Raw genomic sequence first — 19,827 nt, 5'->3', positions numbered from 1 at the left:
AAATTATTTAAGCTCATAAATAGTTTGATGCCATGTGCACCTCGGTATATGTTGGATACAAGATAACAATAGATCTCAGGTAACATCAATGCGCAAGTGGAGTGACAGGAAAGATGACGTGCTTGTTGGGCTGCACGTGGATAATGACTTCAACGATAAGCTGAACTCATTTGTGAGGCTGGGCCGTCCTGGCGACCAGTTCTATTTCGCGACCAAGAGCGCTTTCTTCAGAGTAGCTCTTCTGGACCTTATGAGCCGCATTGAGGGCATCGACCCCGATATTCTTCAACGCATGCCGATGCAACCCGTTGCACCGCAGGCCAGCGCCTTACCTCCACCCACCGAAAGGAAAAGCCCATGACCGCCCCACTCATTCCTGACACCGCCGCCAAGAAAGCGGACATGAGCCTCTCTCGCTCCGAACTGGAGCACCAGCAGCGCGTTGCGAAGGCGAAGGCAATGGACGCAGCACTCAACGACATCAACCGTGGCAAAATTCCCGCTACCGGAGCCGGCACTCGGTCATCGTCGGGCATCGAGAGTATTCTCATCGTGGACGACAACGCCTCCGCCGGGATCAAAGCAGAGAAGGCCGCGCCGGTTGATCTCCACTACCGCGTGAGGGCTCTGAAGGTCGATCTGTCCCCCGATGCTGCACAGCTCCTCAGCCTCGCAGTGAGGGCCGATGAAGCATACCGCGGTGCTCAGCTCATTGATCTCTCCGCTCTCACCGTCAAGACCGCGCTTGGTGTGTCGGAAAATGAAGCCATCGCTGCCCGTTCCGAGCTGGAGTGCCATGGCCTCATCATCTTCCACGACAACGGCAGCGGGCATCGCGGCTTCTATCCGCGCCTGCCCTGAAATCTCTTTCTTTTATTCCTGCTCGGAAGCATCTCGCCGGGCGGGGATATGCGGTGCCGGTGGCATACCTTCGTCGGACCGGCACCGCACCCCTTCGGGGGAGGCGAGCGACGACAGTGTCCAGATCAGGCCCAGTCCGTCGCCAGCATTCGCTCCCCAACTCCACCAGGACCAGACAGGAATACGCACGATGACCATGAGCCCCGATTTCCCAGACGCTCTCGAAGCGGCGACCAATCCCGAGCCCTTCGAGTTGGTGTCACCTCGCGATCTCCTCCGGTCATCGCCGGAGTTCCTTCTGTCTCTGTCTGTGATTGACCTTTTCCGCACCAGCACGAACGCCGCTATCCCGCCCGCCGTTGCATCCATGATCGAAGACCTGGACGAGCAAGTCATCTTTACCACCGAGATGGTGCGCGCCGGTCTCGTGACGATTGCGCGCCTGATGGGCGAGGAGGCGGAGCAACGGTCGGGACCTAACAAAGAAGCGCTGGAGGCAGCCTGCCAGCTATTCACGGAGGACAGCGTGCGGCTCTCCACTCTGCTGATCCTCAAGGACACCGTCACCGCACCGGCCACGAAGAATGCTCGCGCCCGCGTGACCAATGCCTCAGCAATCGACGCAGGCCACCAGGGCAACACCGCTGCAAACGAGACAATCGAGACGGCGGACTAGAACAACAAACGAGACATCCCAAGGAATGAACTGAAATGGCCCGAGTATGTGTTTGCTGCGAACATCCTCAAAGGACAGCGATTGAAGCACAGCTCGTGTCGGGTCGCTCGCTTCGAGCTGTTGCGGCTGACTTCGGCCTGAGACCGGCAGCTCTTCACCGGCATGCTCAGAACCATTTATCTGCAAGCCTCGGAGCCTCTGCTCAGGCGCATTACTCCGCATCTCGGTGCAAAACGGAGCTGAGAAGCGAGGCTTACACGTTGACAGTATTGCAACCCGTTGCACCGGACGCGCTTACAGAGCGGTCTTCGTCAACACCGCCTCGTGCGTTGCAAATTGAGGATGGAGGACCGGCTCTGCCCTCCCCCACGTGTACCCTGCAATACGAGGAGGGAAGCGGAGCACAGGAAAACCAGACATCAGCCATCAGCGCAGCGCCTTCGGCACCGCTCGACCCCTACGCACTGGCATGCGAACTGAGAGACAGCGCCGTCCAAATCCTTCGAAGCGCCTCCGCCTCCGGTGACGCCAAGCTCGCCCTGGATGCCAATCGGGCAGCGGTCAATGTCCTGGACCGACTTGCTCGTCTGATGCCCCGCGTCGGTGATAGCTCCTCGCCGCCTCTCCAGCTATCTCCCGAATGGGCTCGTCTCAGGTCAGCTCTCATGACCGCTCTTGGGCCCTTCGCAGAAGCGCGGATTGCTGTTGCTGAGGTGCTTGCCGAGACGGAGGCTCTGCAATGATCTCCCACGATCTCGCGATGGCCCTTGACCCCGCTCTCTTCATGGCGGAAGCGGGCTACCCGCCTGACGCTTGGCAGCGCGCTTTTCTCCGCTCGACGTCCAAGAGAAGCCTTCTCCTCAGCTCCCGCCAGCTCGGGAAGAGCACCGTCACCGGAGCATTGGCCTCACACGCTGCAATCTATCTGCCCGGCTCGCTGGTGCTCTTGCTTGCTCCTTCTCAGCAGCAATCGCGAGAACTTTTCCGCAAGGTGTGCTCCTTTCACCGCGAGGCAGCCGACACCGCCCCCGAAGCAGAGAGCGCACAGCGTATCGAACTGCCGAACGGCTCCCGCATCGTCTCTCTGTCAGGTAACCCAACTACGGTGCGCGGCTTCTCCGGTCCTAGGCTTGTCATTCTCGATGAGGCAGCTTGGATTGAGGACGAGCTTTTCCACGCGGTGACGCCGATGCTCGCCGCCGGTGGCCGCCTCATCGCCATGACGACACCGAACGGGCGGCGCGGATGGTTCTATGAGGCGTGGGCTGGCGAAGACCCGGCATGGTCCCGCACCCGCGTCACCGCTCTCGAAAGTCCGCGCATAACACCCGAATTTTTGGCCCTAGAGAGGGCCGCGAAGCCCGAGTGGCGCTATCGGCAGGAATACCTGTGTGAATTTGTCGACACGGACGAACAGCTCTTCCCCACCGACATAATTGCCCGAGCGATGACGCCAGACGTGCCGCCACTCTTCTCTGCCCCAACGAATTTCGGTGCACATCATGCCGCTTAAGATCGTTCGCGACTTCTCCGATCCCAATCACACCCGAAGGGTGATCTATGAGCCCGACCGGGCGAATGCTCCCGGAACACGCCCGCGTGGCAGTCTTTATGTCGATCCGGACACGGGGCGATGGCGCTCCCGTCGCGATGAAGCGAGCCCTGTCAAATACTTCGTTGGTCTCGATCTCGGGCAGGCTGTCGACTTCACGGCGTTCGCCGTAGTCGAGAAGGCAGAGACTGGTCTTACCGTGCCTCATCTGGACCGCGTTCGGGGCCTCCCCTATCCGCAGCTCGTCGAAATGACAGCCGATCTCATGGCCCGGCCCCCGCTCGCTGGCGCCTCTCAGCTTGTCGTCGACGCCACAGGCGTGGGCCGCGCCGTTTTGGACATGCTTCGCAGCGCCGATTTGCAACCCGTTGCAGTGACTATTCACGGTGGGGACAAGGTCACAGGTGCGCGACGCGCGCCCCGTGTGCCTAAGCGCGACCTTATCAACACACTTCTCGTGGTGCTCCAAGCGGGCGCTTTGAAGATTTCAAGTGAACTCCAGCACGCGGGCACACTCGCGCGGGAACTGTCCGAAATGCGCCGGAAGCTCTCCGCCGCTGGACACGACAGCTATGGAGTTTGGCGAGACGGTGAGCATGATGATTTAGTGCTCGCTCTCGCGCTTGCGGTATGGCGGGCTGAGCGTGCGGCTCATACGGCTTGTTCTTCATGACCAGCCAGCTAGCACCTTTTCAGCGTCTTCCTTGGTCGCGCTTGCAAAAACGTGACTGAGCTCACAATCCCATTCCTTGCTCCGCTTCCGATCGGTCACTGCTTCTTCATAAGTCTCGAATGGTCCGCATGGAACCCAGCTGCCTGGCGGGAAAGGAAGCGTTTGCCTGAAACCATAAAAATACTTCGACACAATTTGCTCCAGCACTCGTTAAATGTTTACAACTCCGATCGTAGCCTGCACGAAAAGTTTCGAACATCAATCGTGTATGGGGGCGGTCTGTGTCGTTCAGGGGCAAAAAGGGACAACGTTACACACGTGCCCAGGTGCAGGACATTCTCGGAGTGCCTGAAGATCGACGCGGCGGAGACTGGGCGACTGGATACACTCAGTACGAAAACGAGTTCTTCATATTCTGCAACATTGGCGTCGCTGGTCGCACCGGACATGATTACGACAACCACTGGGATGGCGACATCCTCGTTTGGTACGGCAAACGGGGATCGAGCATTAATCAGCCACAAATAGTTAAGCTGCGGTCTGGCGACTTTCCCGTACACATCTTCCACCGATCTCAAGATCGCACACCCTTTGTGTATGCAGGCGCCGGCCGAGTTATCGACACCCAAGATACTCGCCCGGTGCTTATGCGCTGGTCCTTTGCTGAAGCTAGCATGAACTCAGAAATCGCCGATGCGCTCGCCGCGAACGGCTTCCGCCTAGACGCTCCCGGTGTCCACACACAACGCGCGACGAGAGGCGACGTGACCGTGTATGTGAAGCAACTGACCACGTCCTTCCCTCTCGTCATCGGCCCGGAGTGGGAACAGCGGCTGACCGAATTAAAGTTGACGGGTGCAATTCGTCCGGCAAAGCGCGTCTATTATCACAATGCGACCATGCGCAAGTTTCCCCAACGCTTGAACCACGGTGAAGGCAAAATACCTTACGGCCTAGATTTCGGATTTGGGGACGACAGATCGCTTCATAATTTCCTGAGAACACTCACGGGCAAAGGGCGCATCCCCGATCAATTAGAGTTGGCCAAAGAGCCTGATGTCGACCCCGCAACCGAAACTGAGGTAACCCGCGCGGCCCGCCTTGGCCAGCAGCAATTCAGGAGTGACCTTATCGAACGTTTTACGGGTCGATGTGCACTCACCGACGTCGATATGCTCGAAGCGCTTCGTGCCTCACATATTAAACCGTGGAGCCAGTCCAGCCCGAAGGAGAAGCGCGATCCCGACAACGGCATTCTGCTGGCCGTGCATCTGGATAGCTTGTTCGACAAGGGCCTAATCTCATTCGATGAGAAAGGAGCCGTAATGGTTTCTTCGAAGGTGAGCGAAACGGTGAGAAGAGCATTCGGTCTCGATGCTTTAAGGCCGTTGTCTCTCATTACGTCCGGCAATCAGTATTATCTGAAGTATCACAGATCGGAAATCTTCGTTCCTTAAGGCGCGCAACATTGTTACAAGCGCCAGGGTGTGAATGACGAACGATGAGACTGACTTTCCTTGTCGCGAGCTAACCTGTCTTCTTGCGACCGCCTTTCAAGGTAGCCGGCGGTGCCGCCCCTTCTGGAGGCTTTGCGAAGAAGTCCGATAATTCCACCGAAAGAGCTTGCGCAAGCTTGTCGAGGACGTCAATTCCGGCATTGGCGGTTTGACGCTCCAGCTTTGCAAAATAGGCACGATCCACGCCTGCGTCAGCGGCCAGCTTTTCTTGGGAGAGACCCTTCGAAACTCTGATCCGACGCAAATTCCAGGCGATAAGCGCACGACCGTTCATCGGCACAATGAAGCGGTCTGGAGGCTATTAACCCACTGGCGATTGCCACAGGATTTCGCTATCTAAACGTTGGATGCTGGGGGTTGATGATGGAAAAGAAAAACTATGCTGCCGAGAACCTCATTTGGGGGGCAATACTGCTTGTCGGGGCCTACTGGTATTTCGGGTGGGGGAAGGACCCAAACCCAGCGGAGCAAGCGTCGGCCGCGGCCGCAAGCGAGAGGGAAGAAGCTGAGTGCGCAGCGGACTTGGACTGCTGGGCTAGCAAATGGCAAGTCCGAGCCGGCCGAGACTGCCAGGCACCAATCCAGCGTCTGGCAAAGAACAACTTTGAATGGACGGACGGATGGTCGGAACCCAAACTGCCCCGAGCGCTTTGGCTTAATCAGAGCCAGAAAACAGTCACTTACGTGGGCGACAAGATCAAATTTCAGAATGGCTTCGGGGCATGGATCATTCACACGTACGAATGTGATTATGACCCGACGACACACACAGTCTTGAGCGTCCGCGCACACCCCGGACAACTTTAGAGATCGGAGCCGGCTACCGTGCGGCCGGAGCGGTTGCACGCTCGGCCGTACCGAAAAAAACCTATCCCAGCAATCACGGGAGGTCACGAGCGGGCCGTCCAATCTTGGACATGCTTCACTCTGCTGACTTGAACAATTGCAGTGACGATCCACGGCCGTGTCCCATCTATGGGGACCCGCCGTCTCCCGTCCTGTCGAAGGGCAATCTAATCAGTTGCCGTCTGATGGCGCTTCAAGCGCCCTCAAGACCGCATCAGCGTCCGCACGCCGCGCCCGTCGGCCGCGAGCTGAACGATGGACGACGTAGGTAGTCCAGGGCGGTCTCGGCTGTTGACGAACCGTAGGTCCGGGGTGCATGTCTTCCGCATTGCTATCAAACAGCTTCTCGGAGAACAGATGAAGCCATCGCCACTGATTGACGCTCTCAGAAAACGAACCTCTATACGGGTAGCAAGACGCGTGCTTGCCGAATATCGGTTCCCAAGGGGCAGCGGTTGGGACCAGATTGTTGAGAAGTTAAAGGACAAGGATGCTGCCGCTAAGGCAGATTATCCTGGCTTGGAACGCGGTTTAAGCGAAATTCTGATCGCAAGTGATAAGAGCCTCCGCGTGTACCAGCTCTCAGCCGGTGACGTCGCAACTCTTCGCGCGACTGTGGCATCTCTGGCGATCCCGCCATCAGGCGTATTCACCACACATCATCCTTATCCAGTGCCAGACAACATCTTGAGTGGTTTGCCACCTCAGCCAGCGGTACCTGTCAGCAAATTTTCGGGTCAACAGGCAACCGGCATATTATTCTCATCAATCAGTATAATAGAGCAGAGAGAGCGGTTAACGGCTGCCCAAATCGGACCTACCGCATCGGCATACGACGAAGTCATAGGGATCAAAAAGATAAAGTCTCAGACTTTTGATGCGCTGATCGTCTCCAAGTCGAAAAACTACGCTTATGTGCTCACAGACGCTCATATCGATACCACCCAGGGGACCCGAAATGCTCTCCATTCCAATATGAAAGCAGCAATCAACACGATCGCCAAAACCACGGTTCTTGAAACTTCCATAAATCTACTGCCCTTCATAGAACCAATCTATAACTCTCCTGACGGCGCTGTGAAGCGTTTGCACTACACAACGACAACGTCATCAGGTAAGGAAGAGTGGATGCGAGGAGGTGGGAATTGTCTGAGGCAAGAGCTTGCTCACAAAGCGGGGATGACGGTACTTGCCGGCGGCTTCAAATCTTACGGTATCGAGATTGAATATCCGTTGGATAAGGTTCACGGCTACATTCCTCGGCCTTCGTTGGCGATTAATGGCACCTATCGCATGACATATGAGACAAATCCGCGCGTCGAAGACGCGACCATAGAAGGGTGTGCAACACAGGTTGAACTAGAAGAGACGATTGCGGAGTTGATGCATCACATATCCGGCTCCAAGTCGATTTAGATATGAAGCGCTTTCAGGCAATAGAAAAGGCGATACAGGAACGTTGGGCAGGCGACCCAGCCGCTGGGATGTGCTGCGCCATACTAGATTACGCTGTTTCTAAGCCTGACGAGACATCTGTGATGCTTACATTTGGCGACTTTTCGAAGTTAACAGGCGCTTCATTTGATCAGGAAGAGTTACAACGCGCTATAGCTATCCTTGTGTCGCGCTATTCAGCATTGGAGATGAGACTAATTTTCTTTGATGAAAAAGATGGTCCCCTGTACCTCGACAAAGAAGAGCAATCTGACTTCGTAAAGACCGGTACACTAGCACATCCGCACAGTGGCGAAATCGTTCAAGATGCTAAGGACCGTATATTTCCATATTACATAGCTCAGCCGCAAGCTCTTCTGGAAGAGGTTCGACGTTGATCGACGGACCTTCGTGGGCAGAACTTGAGAATGCCGCTAATAGCACACCAAAGAAGATAATCAGAGAGCTTCAACTTCTATCATTCGAGACTACTCCGTATGAGCAATTCGTCACTCTAGTAGAGAAGGCGATCAATTTCTCTGTCACAAAAATGGTTTCATCTAAGAATATCGTAGCGGGGAAAGGTGGCCATCGTCGGATGGATGAGGATCAACTCACCCTTCTGCTATCTGCACCCCTCTTGGGGATGGGCTTTGATATCTCTCACTCCACCAACGTCGGCGGAAATTGCGACATCCACATCCAAGGGCCGGACGATTATTTGTGGCTCGGTGAAGCAAAGATATTTTCAGACTACGGCAAGCTCATGGGCGGCTTCCAGCAGCTTTGCGACAGATACTCCACCGGTCTTGAGTGTCAATCTCGCGGAGCGATGATTATCTACATGTTTGGTGCAAAAGTTCAGAGCATGATGAAATCATGGTGCGACTACCTGAAAGATGCTCGTCACGATCTCAAAACTGAGCCGGTGGATGGCCAGCCGTTACAATTCCGCACTACCGAACTTCATCGCGCTACAGAGCAGCCAATCGTCGTCTGCCATATGCCGGTGCCACTGCTCCACGAGCCCACCGATAGCGCTCCACCTCCCCCAAGAACGCGTCGCGCGGAAGCAAAAGCAAGTCGCGCCGAAAAAGCAAGGTGAAGTGCCTTCTTCGCAATTCTATGCATACAACTCGCGTCTTATGGCCTGAGGCGCCGTTCACTTTTCAGCCGTGATCTCGGACATCAACCGACCTTCAGCGCTGGCACTTTCTGCTTCGCTAACGGCCCTTCCAGAAAGGCAAAATCGATGTTACATTCTAGTCAATGAACCTTGACAGGAGCGAAACGGATGCGCGGTGTGGCCTACTATCGAGTTTCAACGGACAAGCAGGGCCGCTCAGGCCTCGGTCTTGAAGCTCAACGTGAGGCCGTCCGCCGGTTCATGACTGACGATTATCCGCCCGTCCGGGAGTTCACCGAAGTGGAGAGCGGCAAGCTCGCGTCGCGCCCCGAGCTTGCCAAGGCGCTCGCTACCGCCAAGATGCTCCGCCTTCCCCTCGTGGTGGCCAAGGTAGACCGCCTCGCTCGCAACGTCGCGTTCCTCGAGGCCATCCTTGCCAGCGGCGTGGAAGTCGTCTTCTGCGACATCCCCCAAGTCCATGGTGCAATGGGCCGCTTTATCCTTCAGCAGATGGCAGCGGTGGCCCAGCTCGAAGCCGGTCTCATCTCAGAGCGCACGAAAGCAGCGCTGAAGGCTGCCAAAGACCGCGGCAAGGTGCTCGGTGGCTTCCGTGGGGTGAAGGTGGACCCCGAACTCGGGCGCGCTGCCAAGGCCGCCAAGGCTTTTGAATTTGCTTCCCAAGTCGCTCCGATTGCTCGTGAACTTCAAGCCGGTGGCGCTTCCCTCCGCATCATCGCCGCAGAGCTGACCTCACGCGGCATACCAACGCCGCGTGGTGGTGACTGGAACGCCGTTCAGGTCAAGCGCGTTTTAGAACGGGTCCAAGGTTCTTGACGCAAGGCGTTCCAGCGACTTCACAAGCAACCGATCGCTGGTCGCTGAAGTTCACCCGAAACGCCGCCGCGAGGACGCACTGCTTGTACTTCTCGACGAGGCGGGGGATGTGGTCGAGGTGATCGCTTCCGTGTTTGGATTTGCCGGTGAGGCTGTCAATCTTCGCCACGATACGCCGCTGCTCGGGAAACGGGCGCCAGCCGCATTCAATTACGGTCGAACTGTTTCCGCATAAAGCCGAGCGCTCCCGCATTGGCCGTCACGTCGCCCTCGACATCACTTGGGAAGCCTTCACTGCATTCCGCCTGAACTTCGAGCACGATACGGAATGTTGTGCCCTCGGCGCGATCGAGCTCGGCAATGACGCTCTCAAAAACTTGGGAAACCTTCATCGCGCCGCGAATAGTGTCCAGTTCGATCATTCCGGAGAACCGCTTCGGCCGCACGTGTTGGATTACGGTATCTGTCGATCCCGACGCTCCCTGTATGGTGGCGCCGCCGGCTGTCGCCCTGCTGGTATCTCCTCCTTCACCCGCCTGATCCTCTTTCTTGGCTGCTTCGGCAACATCTCGCAGCACGATGAGCATGTTCTGACCGAAGCGCACAGGCACGCTCTTGGAGAACTGGAGTTCCTGATACGCCTCGGCCGCTTTGCCGGCCGCCAGCGCGAATTTGGCGCGCGCCGGGTCCATGTCAGCCACGGCGTCAGAAATCGCACCCGCCAGCACAACCTCGTCCCGTAGCCGCTCCATATGGAGGAACTCGAAATACCAATCGCGGACCTGATCGACCGGCAGGTCCGGCTTGCCTTGCGGCCAAAGCTCCAGCATGCGCTCGGTGAAGCTCTGCCGCCCAAGAGTAGTGGCGATCACCGCCACTTCGGACGCCTTATCCCACGCCGCTTCCGCTGGCGTGCGCTGCGCGCCCAACCGCATACCGAAATGCTCCAGCACCACGACGCTGTGGTCCGATGGCGATGGCGTAGGCACCAACAGATGCGACCATGCCTTGCGCACGGTATCCTTCGCTGCCTTCTCCGCCTGCGCGAAACGGTTCTGCGCATCCGATTTCTGGCTGTCGGTCAGATCGAGGCTTAGGTCATCGACGATGCTTTTCCACGCCATCATGCGCTTGACCGTACGCCGTGCATCTTCAAGTCCACGTTCGTCGGCCGCGAGGAAAACAAGCGCGTTGCGATACTTGCGCTGTCCGCCGGAGCGGCGATCCAGACCGTCCATTGCTTCCACTTCCGCCAGCGATCCGCCGCCAGGCTGATAAACGTGGCTCGGACCAAGAATGACCAGACCCGAAGTCGGTCGATCCTCCACCTCGGAAGCTCGGTCGGGTGCGGTATGAACGCGGCCCCAATTGCTGCGCGCCCGCTCGTCGGTTTTCAGGAACTTGATGATCTCGGCGTCGGCCGCATCGTCATCCACGTCAAGTTGCCGATTGTCGGCGAGCTTGTTGAGCGTGGCGCGCGGGCCGTACCAGTATCGGCCTTCCGCTTCATAGAGATGCGCTGACCGTTCCGCGATTTCGCGCAGAGCATCGCCGAAGATGGAAATCTGTTCGCCGGGCTTGACGCAGGCGAGCCTGAGTTCCGGGCCGGTGATGCCGCCACGGGCATCGCCCGCCGGAGCGGTGCTGACGAACACGGCACGCGCCGCGCGCCGTGCCACCTGATCGTTACGGTAACGCTGCCGTCGCGCCTCCATTTCGGCCGGGAGCGACGTGTCCCCATCGACCTCGCCCTCGATGATCGAACCCCATACCGGACCGGAAAGCGGTTCCAGAAGCGCGCCGCGCACGGCTGGATCATCTACGCGCAAAGAACTCGGCAGGATCAGCGGTTCGTCGCTGCGCTCGCGGTAGCTAGCAAAGATCGTTCGCGCCAGAAGCGCCAGCACGCCGCGTGTGCGCTGGAACTTTTCGAGCGCTCCCCATTCCGTCGAGAGCTTGTCGAACAGCATCGGATGGATCGGATAGGCTTCCATGATCTTGTCGGCATAGTCGCGCTCGCCCGTGCCCGATGGGAAGTCCGATTTGTGGTCGCGGTAGAGCTTGATGAAGCGGTCCACAGTTCGCCTGCGCTGCTTCTCGCCCTCGGTGTCGAGTTCCTGAAACAGCCGTCGCCTGACTACCGAATAGGTTTCGGACCCTTGCGCCGGCTGCCATGCCGACTGCGTACGGCCGAACAGCTTTTCCAGCGTATGCAGCGTCTCACGGCCCTTGTCGGTGCCGCCCGCCTCAAGATCGCTTTCCGGTAGCGAGCCGACGATCAGCGCATTGGGGATTTGCGCCGCCGCCTCCGTCAGCGATTGCAGGAACGAGATATGCGCGTTGTAACGCTCGCCGACAAGCTGACGCACGAACACGACCAACTCATCAAGCAGGATCAGCGAGGGCTTGCCGTTCAGCGCCAGAACCTTCTGGAAGACTTCGCCGCCTGGGCTGGTCCCGGCATTTTCGGAAGATTGCACGAGCGCCAACCCATCGCGACCGGCGATCCGCCACGCGAGATAACCCCAAAGCGTGCGGATGGCATGGCCATCGGCCATTGCGAGTGGCACGTCCGGCCCCTTGTCGCTGCCGCTGAAGACGGCGAGGTTGACTTCCCCCAGGCTGGAGGCGCTGACAGCAGCGGCGATGGACGAAAGATTGTCGGCTCTGCTCAAGTCCTGAAGCCGCGTCATGTGCAGGAGCGACAAGAGCGTGTGGGTCTTGCCGCCGCCGAAATTGGTTTGCAGTCCGATTGTCGAAGGTCCGCCACCGCCCGTCAGCCGCTTGGCGGCGTTTTCGAGCGTCATGCGCAAGCCGGCAGTCAGATAAGTGGCATTAAAGAATTCAATCGGATCGGCGTATGTGTCCTCGCCTTCTTCACGGTCGGCGGCAGCTAGATTGGCGGCGAACTTGTCCTTGTCGAGCCGGCCGGTCAGCACGTCCTCGCGCGGCGGCGATACCACGCGCCAAGGCTTCAATCCCTCAACCTCGCCGCCGCCGAAGAAATCCTCCTGACGTGGCTCCTCCGTTCTGGCGCGCGTTGAAGTCAACGTGAGTGTTGGACGGCGGGCTGGTTCGGTGCCAGCAGCCAATGAGCCCGCAGGCTTCGCGTTTGCCGCAGCGGTTACTCCGGTCATCGCCGTGAGAAGCCCGTTCAGAAGCGCAGAAGCCTTGCCGGCCTCGTCCTTCGCGCCGACTGCATTGAGCAAATCAGCGCCGCCGGACAGCGCACGCAAGGTTAACTGATTGTCGATCTCGCTTGACGAATGGGAATGCTTGTTGCGGCCGGCCAGCGCGGCAGAGGCCGCGTCGCGCATTTCCGGCTTCAGCGAATTCTCGAAGACATCGCGCCAGTTATGGATGATCGCGTAAAGCAGCGCATAGGCGTCGAGGTCCGCCACAGGAGAGAGCGATTTCGGCAGCCGTGCCGTCTGCCGCCATTGCGCGCCGAAGCCGGATTTCAGCGCCGTCTCGACGAAGGGCAGACACCCGCGCTCGATCAGCGCCAGCAATTGTGCGATACGGTCGCGATTGTTCATTGCTCTCAACCCCTACAACAACTTGCCCTGCACCAAATGCAGTCCAACGCCCGCCTCCTCGGCCCGGTCGGCGGCGCGCTCGATCTCAGGCCACGCGGTCTGAAGTTGGTTCCAGATCAGCGCCTCGTCATTTTCCCCCTTGGTGGTGGCGATCTCGAAAAGGCGTTCGGCGACGAGCAGGACATCCGGCCCGGAGCGGCGGTTCTCGGCGAGAATGTGCCCGGCCTTGTCGATGCCGCCATCCTCGGCATGGAAGACGCGGGCGAGGTGCTGCGCCATTTCCCAGACGGTAAAGATGCCGTCGCTCGTAGGCCGCCACTTAGGGTCCGCCTCGTGCATTTCGGCACGGGTCAACAGCTTGGCGTCACCACCGCGCGATCGGAACAGGCCGGACGCGTTCATGCGGCCTTCAGCCAGGTTGAAGCCCTGCAACATACTGATAGCGGTCCCCGCACCACCGGAAACGAGCCTGTAGCCGCTGATTTGATACCATTCGAGCGCGAAGCGGCTTTCGGGGTCGAGGGCTTCTGTTCCTTCGCTCAACGCCTCATCGATCTCGCGGTTTATCAGCGCCAGAGCTGACGCAACACTCATCTCACTGTCGTCGGCCTCGCGTACCGCCGCATATTTGGAGAAGATGCCTATGCCGGGGCCTATCGCAGCTTGCCGCCGGTCGGGCAATGGCACGCCAGCCTTCTGATGATCCTCAATGGCCCGTTTCATCACCGGTTTCAGTTCGCGCAGGAAATCGCGGCGGCTGATTGTCCTGGCATCTTCAGCACGCGCGCGGCAGACGAGCACGACGGATGAGGCGAGAGCATTGGCGTTGTTTCCAATACTCCTATTCGAAGCTTCGGTGTGGACCGGCCATGTTGCGTCTACCTGGAGGCCACTGTCAGCGACCGCCTGCAAGAAGGCAGCCCAGCCCGGCGACAAAATTCCGTCGGCCCGTGCTTCGGATTGCTTGAAAGCGTAATAAATCGCAAGCGGCGCTTCTGTGGAGGCTCGGCGCATTGCGGCCAACGCCTCACTCATTCCGGACATGAAGTGCTGTTCTGCAGCTTCAGTCCCTCGGTTGTCCAGGTAGGGTGTCGCCACCAGTTCCTCCTTCTTGGGAGTAACTAGCCGGCGAAAGAGATCACGGTGAATGTTTTTGAGGCTGCGACGAAGCCAAACATAGAAAAAGTCCGATAGGTCAGCATAACCGATGTTGTCATAGTAGGGCGGGTCGGTAGAAATTAGCGCCGGCTTAATCGGATAGGAGTTCTCTGGGGCGTTGATGGCAAAGCATTTGGCCTGAGAGCCTGCATCATACATCATCAGATACTCAGACGATGTTTCGACCGCAGAAACCCATCCGCCGCTCGATTTTGCAAAAGGATTGGCCTCTGAAAAATCCCAGATCATTGGAATTGCCTGTCTGGAAAATGTGGACCTTATGGCACTGTCTTTAGGAAGCCATGTTGCAATTGAGCTATTGTATTCGCAGGCCCGGCTAAGGGCACAAGCCAGATATGTCGCCACGGTATCCGCATAGGCAGCCGGACCGGTGCCGCCTTCGGTGAGCGACTTCTCGGGATCAGGATGATTGGCGAAGACACGCGCGCCCTTAGCGTCTGCAAGCACTTTTTGCCGCGCCTCGCCGATTAGATCGGATAGGGTCGCCAGAGCGGTTAGTTGGCGCGCGGTGAAGAGATCACTATATTGCGGCATGCCGTAGTCTGGCGGCGAGAACCACCTTGGGTTCTTTGGCAAATCCTGTTCGAGTTCAGCCATATCTGGCGCATTGACTATTGCTGCCGCTTCATGTTCGGAGCTTGGCTCCAAATATATCCGTCCTCGCGCGCCTTCCGCCACAACAGCCATGAGCCGCACGCCCATTCGGCGAGCTTTGCCTTCGGCCTTTACGTATTCGCTATCGATAGCGGCCCCGCTCAACAGGCAGGTGAAGTTCGCGCCGCGCGCGGTCTTCGTACCATTTACCGCAGCAGCTAGTTCTTCCTTGGTCACGCCATTCGGCTTGACCGTAAAGCGCCAGCCGTCTTTCGCTGTTGCGTCCTTAACCGGGACGACGATCGCTTCCTTTCCTGCCTTGGATGACAACACGAAGGAGGAGGCGAGCGGCACATGTGCACTTCTTTGCGCCGGGTCGGGCGAAGCGACCGTGCGTGCCCATAGCCACGCGATCACCGTTGCCTCGGAGCTATCGGGCAAGGTAGCCTGTGGATACAGGTCGCCGATTTTCTTTTCCGCCTCGTCGTGTATCCACCGGCCATAGCGGCGCACATCCTCCGCAAGGCCTTGCGCGCCCTTCCAGTCGCGACCGGCTAAATCGCGCTCACCATCCACAGCCGGATGGATCGGTGGCAGGTTGGCGAATTTCGGCGGGAACTCGATCAACGCCTTGGTAACGAGAACGGCGACAGGGTTAAGGTCGGACCCATAGGCGCGAAGTCCAAGCCGCTGCGCCTCCAGTGGGATCGAGCCACCGCCGCAGAAGGGGTCGTAGACGGGCGGCCCCTTCTCTTGAAGGTATGCAATCACGGCCTTCGGTTCGGTAGGCGGCTCTTCGCCCAACCCCCAAGCCAGAGACCGAGCGATTTCATACCTAGCTGCCTCAATTGCCCTTTCGAAACGTTTTCGGTCTTTACTGTCAGGCTTCGGCCACTCGACCATCTCCTCTATGATTTTGTGCAAGCGACGTCGTTCCCGCGCCTGGTCCTCGTCACTCGGAAATTTGTCTTTCCATGCCGACGGGTCATCGACAAGTTGGCCAAACAGAACGGCTCGGCTCGTCGCCAGAGGCCGGTGAGCCCAGTATTTGTGAACCTTCGTCGGGTAGTATTTTGGAGCCTTGTTCTTGGTCTTGTTCGCTAGATTGATGGCTTCAAGAGGAAGGGAATGCTCGATGAGCTTGATACGTGCACGATCTGTCATTGTTCGGCAAACCCCGAAACCTTCGGGGCTGTCGCGGCCCGCGCCACAATGTCCTTGACCGCATAGTGACGGCAAATATCACGGAACTCCCCCTCATCCCACAGATGCCGGGCAGGATCGTTTAGATAGAGTGGCTGACCGGCAAAGCCTGCGTCGATGGGTACATAGACCAGATGGTAGCGGTCGCCGGCATTGCGGGCCTTCAGCATTTCGTTCTTTGTCACAATTATTTCACGCCCGCCAACAACGCGGCCCTTTACTTCCAGAAACAGCAATTCACCCTCGATCGTCACGCTCTCGATGTCCCAGCCGCGATTGTGCATCGAAACATCGACCGGCATGCGCCCGGCCGCCTGCTCGGCCTGCATAACAGCATCCATCGACAAGCGCTCGGTTTCTTCCGTTTCTTTGGCAAATCCGCCGTGGAAAACTGTCTCACCCTTCAGTCTGGCCAGCAGTCCGGCGGGAATTACCAGTGCACCACCACGAATGGAGGGAGACGCGGCCGAGATGTCGCGTTCCTTCTTCAGTTCCATCAGGCGAAGCTCCAGCCGGTCGGCGAGACGCGATGCCCGCTCCTCGGCCTGCGCGAGGGCAAGGCGCTCATCCTTACCCGCCTTGATGTTGAGGCGATGCTGGTCGGCGCGACGGCTCCAATAGGCAATTTCCTTCCTGAGCCGAACGCGGACCTCCTCCTCGATCTTGCGGATATGATCGAGACGGCGATGCCGCACTCCTTCCAGATGTTCCGTCGCAAGATGTTGGCTAGCATAAGCTCGCGCCCGGGCCAGAAGATCCTGTTTCAGCCAGTCGGCTTCAAGGACGTCCCCGCACAGCTCACGCTCATCGGCCGCCAATGGGCGCAGATCGAGATAGGGCGCGGCTCCTTCGTCGCGCTGGTTTCCATCCTGACCGAGGCTGACGAATTGGAGCCGTTTGGAGATTACGCGCGGCTGCCCACTCGGCGCGGTGATGCCATCCTTGACCTCATGTTCGGCCATGACGAGAAGGCGCGGCTCCTCGCCGCCATCCGCCTCCGCCAGGAACACCGTTCCTTCTCTCAGCGCACTCTCGTAATGCTCGATTGTCAGGTCCACCACCGCATCCAGCAATGGATGGCCGGGCGCGACCAGGGCCGCGTTAGGCTGCCCGTCGGCGCTGTGCATATGCGCCTTGTCAAAGCAGACACGGGAATAACGCTCTAGCACGGGCTCGCCATGACCTGTGAGATGATCGCGGCTGCGGATTAGCGCCGGTACTCGCAAGATTTCCCAGCGGCCCTCCTCGCGCGCGACGATGTGGCCGCCCAGCCGCTTGAAGGCTTCCTCGAAAAACATGCGGATGTAGTAGGGCTGCAAACGGCGCGCATGCGCCCGCTCCATGTCGAATTTCAATACCCTGACGCGCTCGGGATCGAGCGTTTCCTGCGAAAGTCGGGCACGCTTGGTTAGAGCGTTGAGACGCGACTGATCAACTGCTCCGTCGATGCTCTGGTGGAGGCGTGCACGGATGTCCTCACGGTCACCATAGCGCACGGCTTCCATGAGCAGGTCCTTGAGGCTTTTGTCCTCAAAGGCTTCGCCGAGCACGTCATAGACCTTGCCACCGAGCGCCTTGCGCGCCTCCTCGAGCTTTTCCAGCAAGCGCTGATAGACCGCGCCCTCGCGGGTCTCGCCGGCGACCAAATTCCAAAGATGGCACACTTCAGTCTGGCCGATGCGGTGAATACGTCCAAAGCGCTGTTCGAGCCGGTTCGGGTTCCACGGTAGGTCGTAATTGACCATGAGATGTGCGCCGCGCTGGAGGTTAACGCCCTCGCCGGCTGCATCATTAGCTATCAGGACGCGCACCTTCGGATCGTCGTTGAAGGCAGCAACGGCGGCGCGGCGTTGCTGGCGCGGCACGCCGCCATGTATAACCTTCACCGCCTCCGGGTCGCCTAGTCGGACAACGATCTTCTCTTCCAGATAGTCGAGCGTATCGCGCGGCTCGGTGAAGAGGAGAATTTTCCTCTGGCGACCTGTCCCCGGATCGTAGACGGGCGGCTGGTCGAGGATGGACGCAAGCTGCGTCCATTTCGCATCCTCGCCGGAGCGGCAAAGCACGTATGCCTTTTCCTCGAGAACCTTTAGGCTTTCGATCTCGATTTTCAATTCATTCAGCGAGCGGGCGCTGGAGGCGGTGTCGATAGCCTCGTTTTCGAGGGCTTCTAATTCCTCTTCCGGCATTTCCTCCAGATCATCGTCATCCGGCACGTTGATGGGCGAAGGCAACGACATGGAGGAGGGATGCGCGCCCTTGAGCTTCAGTTCCTCTTCCTCAAGTCGAGTTTGCAAACGCTCGCGGCGTCGTTTCAGTGACTTCCATATCGCGCGCGGCGAGGAGGCAAGTCGGCGTTGAAGTGACTGCAGGGCGAAGCCGACATTGTTGCGCTTTTTCTCGTCTGTCTTGGCGAAACGCTCGGCGCGGTTCATCTCCTCGCGGACATACTCGGTGACGGACGCATAGAGGTCAGCCTCGGCAGCGGAAAGCGGATAGTCGACAGTGTAAGCGCGGCGCTCGGGAAAGAGCGGCCGGCCATCGAACCAGTAAAGCTCCTCCTTAACGAGGCGGCGCATCAAATCCTTCGCATTGGACGTGCGCACACCCTCGCGATAGGCGCCCTCAAAGCGGTCGTTGTCGAGCAGCGAGAGAAAAAGCTGGAAATCATCATCCTTGCCGTTATGCGGCGTGGCGGTCATCAGCAGGAGGTGGCGCGCGTTACGTCCCAGCATGCGGCCAAGTTGAAAGCGCTTGGTATATTTGACCTCACCACCGGTATAGCTGGCCGACATGCGATGCGCCTCGTCGCAGATCACGAGATCGAAGTCACGAGAGGCTTCAATCAGTGTCTGCACCTCCTCTGACCGGGCGGCCATGTCGAGGCGCAGGATGAGGCGGTCCTCGTCGTTGAACGGATTGCCGCTGTAACTCGCGCTGAACATCTCGCGGCCGACGATCTTGAAGTCAAGATCGAACTTCTCCTTCAATTCGTCCTGCCATTGCTCAACCAGAGAGCCGGGCGCAACGATCAAGCAGCGCTTGAGATCGCCACGGATCATCAATTCCTTAATGAACAAACCTGCCATGATGGTCTTGCCAGCGCCGGGATCATCGGCGAGCAGGAAGCGAAGCGGATGACGTTCCAGCATCTCGCCATAGACGGCGGTTATCTGGTGCGGCAGCGCCTCAATGTCGGAACTGGTAAGAGCGAGATAGGGGTCGAACAGATGAGCCAGCGCTATGCGATGCGCTTCCGCCGCGAGACGGAAATTCTCTGCGTTTCCCCCGAAAGAAAACGGCGCCGAGGCCGTTGCCGAAAAAAGGCGATCCTGATCTTCGCGGATGAGTATACGCTGGTCGAGGCCTTTTGGGGTCCGGTAGGTGACTTCCAGTTGCCGATCGCTCAACCAATCAACTGAGATGATCTCGGCTGTTCCGGTTGGCGAAAGCCCGTCTATAAGCGACCCACGTTTGAGTTCTTCCAGCCGAAGCACAATACTAACTCCCCCGGTTGCTCTCGCGCACAAATGCGCGCCCATCTTGCGAGTTTCGGCGGCATGTTCAACACCAATTACAGAGAAAGTGGATTTCAGATCGCCCCCGAGTTAGCCCAGCTGAGTTGCAATATGAAATTGTTAACCCCTATCGGAGAATGGTTGCTCCAGGCTTGCACCAAGCTGGACAGAACAAATCGAAGGCAGTACGAAGATTTCGATCTGTAGTTTAAAGCTGGTTAAAACGCGAGTTGTATCCGGGCTTATGGCCCGCCGATTTCAAATTCTCGAGATGT

14 protein-coding genes are annotated in these 19,827 nt (G+C 58.3%); 10 read left to right on the top strand and 4 right to left on the bottom strand.

Features of this window, described 5'->3' with window-relative positions:
* Positions 1 to 88: 88 nt before the first annotated feature.
* The 6 genes from M1D43_RS15990 to M1D43_RS15965 all read left to right on the top strand — a co-directional run bounded on the left by M1D43_RS15990 (position 89) and on the right by M1D43_RS15965 (position 5,219).
* Positions 89 to 361 (top strand): hypothetical protein, encoded by a 273-nt coding sequence (locus M1D43_RS15990; RefSeq protein WP_153314344.1) that lies wholly within the window; start codon positions 89 to 91, stop codon positions 359 to 361.
* Positions 358 to 861 (top strand): hypothetical protein, encoded by a 504-nt coding sequence (locus M1D43_RS15985; RefSeq protein WP_153314342.1) that lies wholly within the window; start codon positions 358 to 360, stop codon positions 859 to 861. Before M1D43_RS15990 ends, M1D43_RS15985 begins: the two co-directional genes overlap by 4 nt.
* 190 nt (positions 862 to 1,051) lie before the next feature.
* Complete coding sequence (locus tag M1D43_RS15980) at positions 1,052 to 1,537, top strand: hypothetical protein (protein ID WP_153314340.1); 486 nt, start codon at positions 1,052 to 1,054, stop codon at positions 1,535 to 1,537.
* Positions 1,538 to 2,276: 739 nt separating this feature from the next.
* Positions 2,277 to 3,050 carry a terminase large subunit domain-containing protein gene (locus M1D43_RS15975; RefSeq protein WP_153314339.1) on the top strand — a complete coding sequence of 258 codons (774 nt, stop codon included), beginning with the start codon at positions 2,277 to 2,279 and terminating at the stop codon, positions 3,048 to 3,050.
* Entirely contained in the window at positions 3,031 to 3,762 is a 732-nt protein-coding gene (locus M1D43_RS15970; RefSeq protein WP_210251806.1) for a hypothetical protein, read from the top strand. Before M1D43_RS15975 ends, M1D43_RS15970 begins: the two co-directional genes overlap by 20 nt.
* Before the next feature lie 344 nt (positions 3,763 to 4,106).
* A complete protein-coding gene (locus M1D43_RS15965) occupies positions 4,107 to 5,219 on the top strand; it encodes an HNH endonuclease (protein WP_498814023.1) in 1,113 nt (370 codons plus the stop codon).
* Between the two features lie 70 nt (positions 5,220 to 5,289).
* Here M1D43_RS15965 and M1D43_RS15960 read toward each other — a convergent pair whose 3' ends face one another.
* Positions 5,290 to 5,553: a helix-turn-helix domain-containing protein gene (locus M1D43_RS15960; protein ID WP_153314333.1), complete on the bottom strand. Its 264-nt coding sequence runs from the start codon at positions 5,551 to 5,553 to the stop codon at positions 5,290 to 5,292.
* 929 nt (positions 5,554 to 6,482) lie between these two features.
* Between M1D43_RS15960 and M1D43_RS15955 the strand changes: the two genes are divergently transcribed.
* From M1D43_RS15955 to M1D43_RS15940, 4 genes are all read left to right on the top strand, one after another.
* Complete coding sequence (locus tag M1D43_RS15955; protein ID WP_153314331.1) at positions 6,483 to 7,541, top strand: hypothetical protein; 1,059 nt, start codon at positions 6,483 to 6,485, stop codon at positions 7,539 to 7,541.
* A gap of 2 nt (positions 7,542 to 7,543) precedes the next feature.
* Positions 7,544 to 7,957 (top strand): hypothetical protein, encoded by a 414-nt coding sequence (locus tag M1D43_RS15950; RefSeq protein ID WP_153314329.1) that lies wholly within the window; start codon positions 7,544 to 7,546, stop codon positions 7,955 to 7,957.
* On the top strand, positions 7,954 to 8,664 hold the full coding sequence (locus M1D43_RS15945) for a hypothetical protein (RefSeq protein ID WP_153314327.1): 711 nt from the start codon (positions 7,954 to 7,956) through the stop codon (positions 8,662 to 8,664). The genes M1D43_RS15950 and M1D43_RS15945 overlap by 4 nt, the downstream gene beginning before the upstream one ends.
* Positions 8,665 to 8,853: 189 nt before the next feature.
* Positions 8,854 to 9,519 carry a recombinase family protein gene (locus tag M1D43_RS15940; RefSeq protein ID WP_153314325.1) on the top strand — a complete coding sequence of 222 codons (666 nt, stop codon included), beginning with the start codon at positions 8,854 to 8,856 and terminating at the stop codon, positions 9,517 to 9,519.
* A 206-nt stretch (positions 9,520 to 9,725) separates the two neighbouring features.
* On the opposite strand, the gene M1D43_RS15935 is transcribed toward M1D43_RS15940, so the two are convergent.
* From M1D43_RS15935 to M1D43_RS15925, 3 genes are read right to left on the bottom strand one after another with little or no spacing between them, the layout of a single operon-like run.
* Positions 9,726 to 13,058, bottom strand: a complete 3,333-nt coding sequence (locus tag M1D43_RS15935) for a DUF499 family protein (protein ID WP_153314323.1) — start codon at positions 13,056 to 13,058, stop codon at positions 9,726 to 9,728.
* 12 nt (positions 13,059 to 13,070) lie between these two features.
* Positions 13,071 to 15,995: a DUF1156 domain-containing protein gene (locus M1D43_RS15930; protein WP_153314321.1), complete on the bottom strand. Its 2,925-nt coding sequence runs from the start codon at positions 15,993 to 15,995 to the stop codon at positions 13,071 to 13,073.
* Positions 15,992 to 19,576 carry a helicase-related protein gene (locus M1D43_RS15925; RefSeq protein ID WP_153314319.1) on the bottom strand — a complete coding sequence of 1,195 codons (3,585 nt, stop codon included), beginning with the start codon at positions 19,574 to 19,576 and terminating at the stop codon, positions 15,992 to 15,994. The genes M1D43_RS15930 and M1D43_RS15925 overlap by 4 nt, the downstream gene beginning before the upstream one ends.
* Positions 19,577 to 19,827 lie beyond the last annotated feature (251 nt).

The organism is Ensifer sp. R1-3 (assembly GCF_056739175.1).
This window is presented reverse-complemented; position numbering and strand designations above follow the sequence as displayed.

What these genes read in the sequence shown, in the direction of transcription:
- M1D43_RS15990 (WP_153314344.1), top strand. Translation starts at nt 89, where the DNA reads ATGCGCAAGTGGAGTGACAGGAAAGATGACGTGCTTGTTGGGCTGCAC.
- M1D43_RS15985 (WP_153314342.1), top strand. Translation starts at nt 358, where the DNA reads ATGACCGCCCCACTCATTCCTGACACCGCCGCCAAGAAAGCGGACATG.
- M1D43_RS15980 (WP_153314340.1), top strand. Translation starts at nt 1,052, where the DNA reads ATGACCATGAGCCCCGATTTCCCAGACGCTCTCGAAGCGGCGACCAAT.
- M1D43_RS15975 (WP_153314339.1), top strand. Translation starts at nt 2,277, where the DNA reads ATGATCTCCCACGATCTCGCGATGGCCCTTGACCCCGCTCTCTTCATG.
- M1D43_RS15960 (WP_153314333.1), bottom strand. Translation starts at nt 5,553, where the DNA reads ATGAACGGTCGTGCGCTTATCGCCTGGAATTTGCGTCGGATCAGAGTT.
- M1D43_RS15955 (WP_153314331.1), top strand. Translation starts at nt 6,483, where the DNA reads ATGAAGCCATCGCCACTGATTGACGCTCTCAGAAAACGAACCTCTATA.
- M1D43_RS15950 (WP_153314329.1), top strand. Translation starts at nt 7,544, where the DNA reads ATGAAGCGCTTTCAGGCAATAGAAAAGGCGATACAGGAACGTTGGGCA.
- M1D43_RS15940 (WP_153314325.1), top strand. Translation starts at nt 8,854, where the DNA reads ATGCGCGGTGTGGCCTACTATCGAGTTTCAACGGACAAGCAGGGCCGC.
- M1D43_RS15935 (WP_153314323.1), bottom strand. Translation starts at nt 13,058, where the DNA reads ATGAACAATCGCGACCGTATCGCACAATTGCTGGCGCTGATCGAGCGC.
- M1D43_RS15930 (WP_153314321.1), bottom strand. Translation starts at nt 15,995, where the DNA reads ATGACAGATCGTGCACGTATCAAGCTCATCGAGCATTCCCTTCCTCTT.
- M1D43_RS15925 (WP_153314319.1), bottom strand. Translation starts at nt 19,576, where the DNA reads ATGGGCGCGCATTTGTGCGCGAGAGCAACCGGGGGAGTTAGTATTGTG.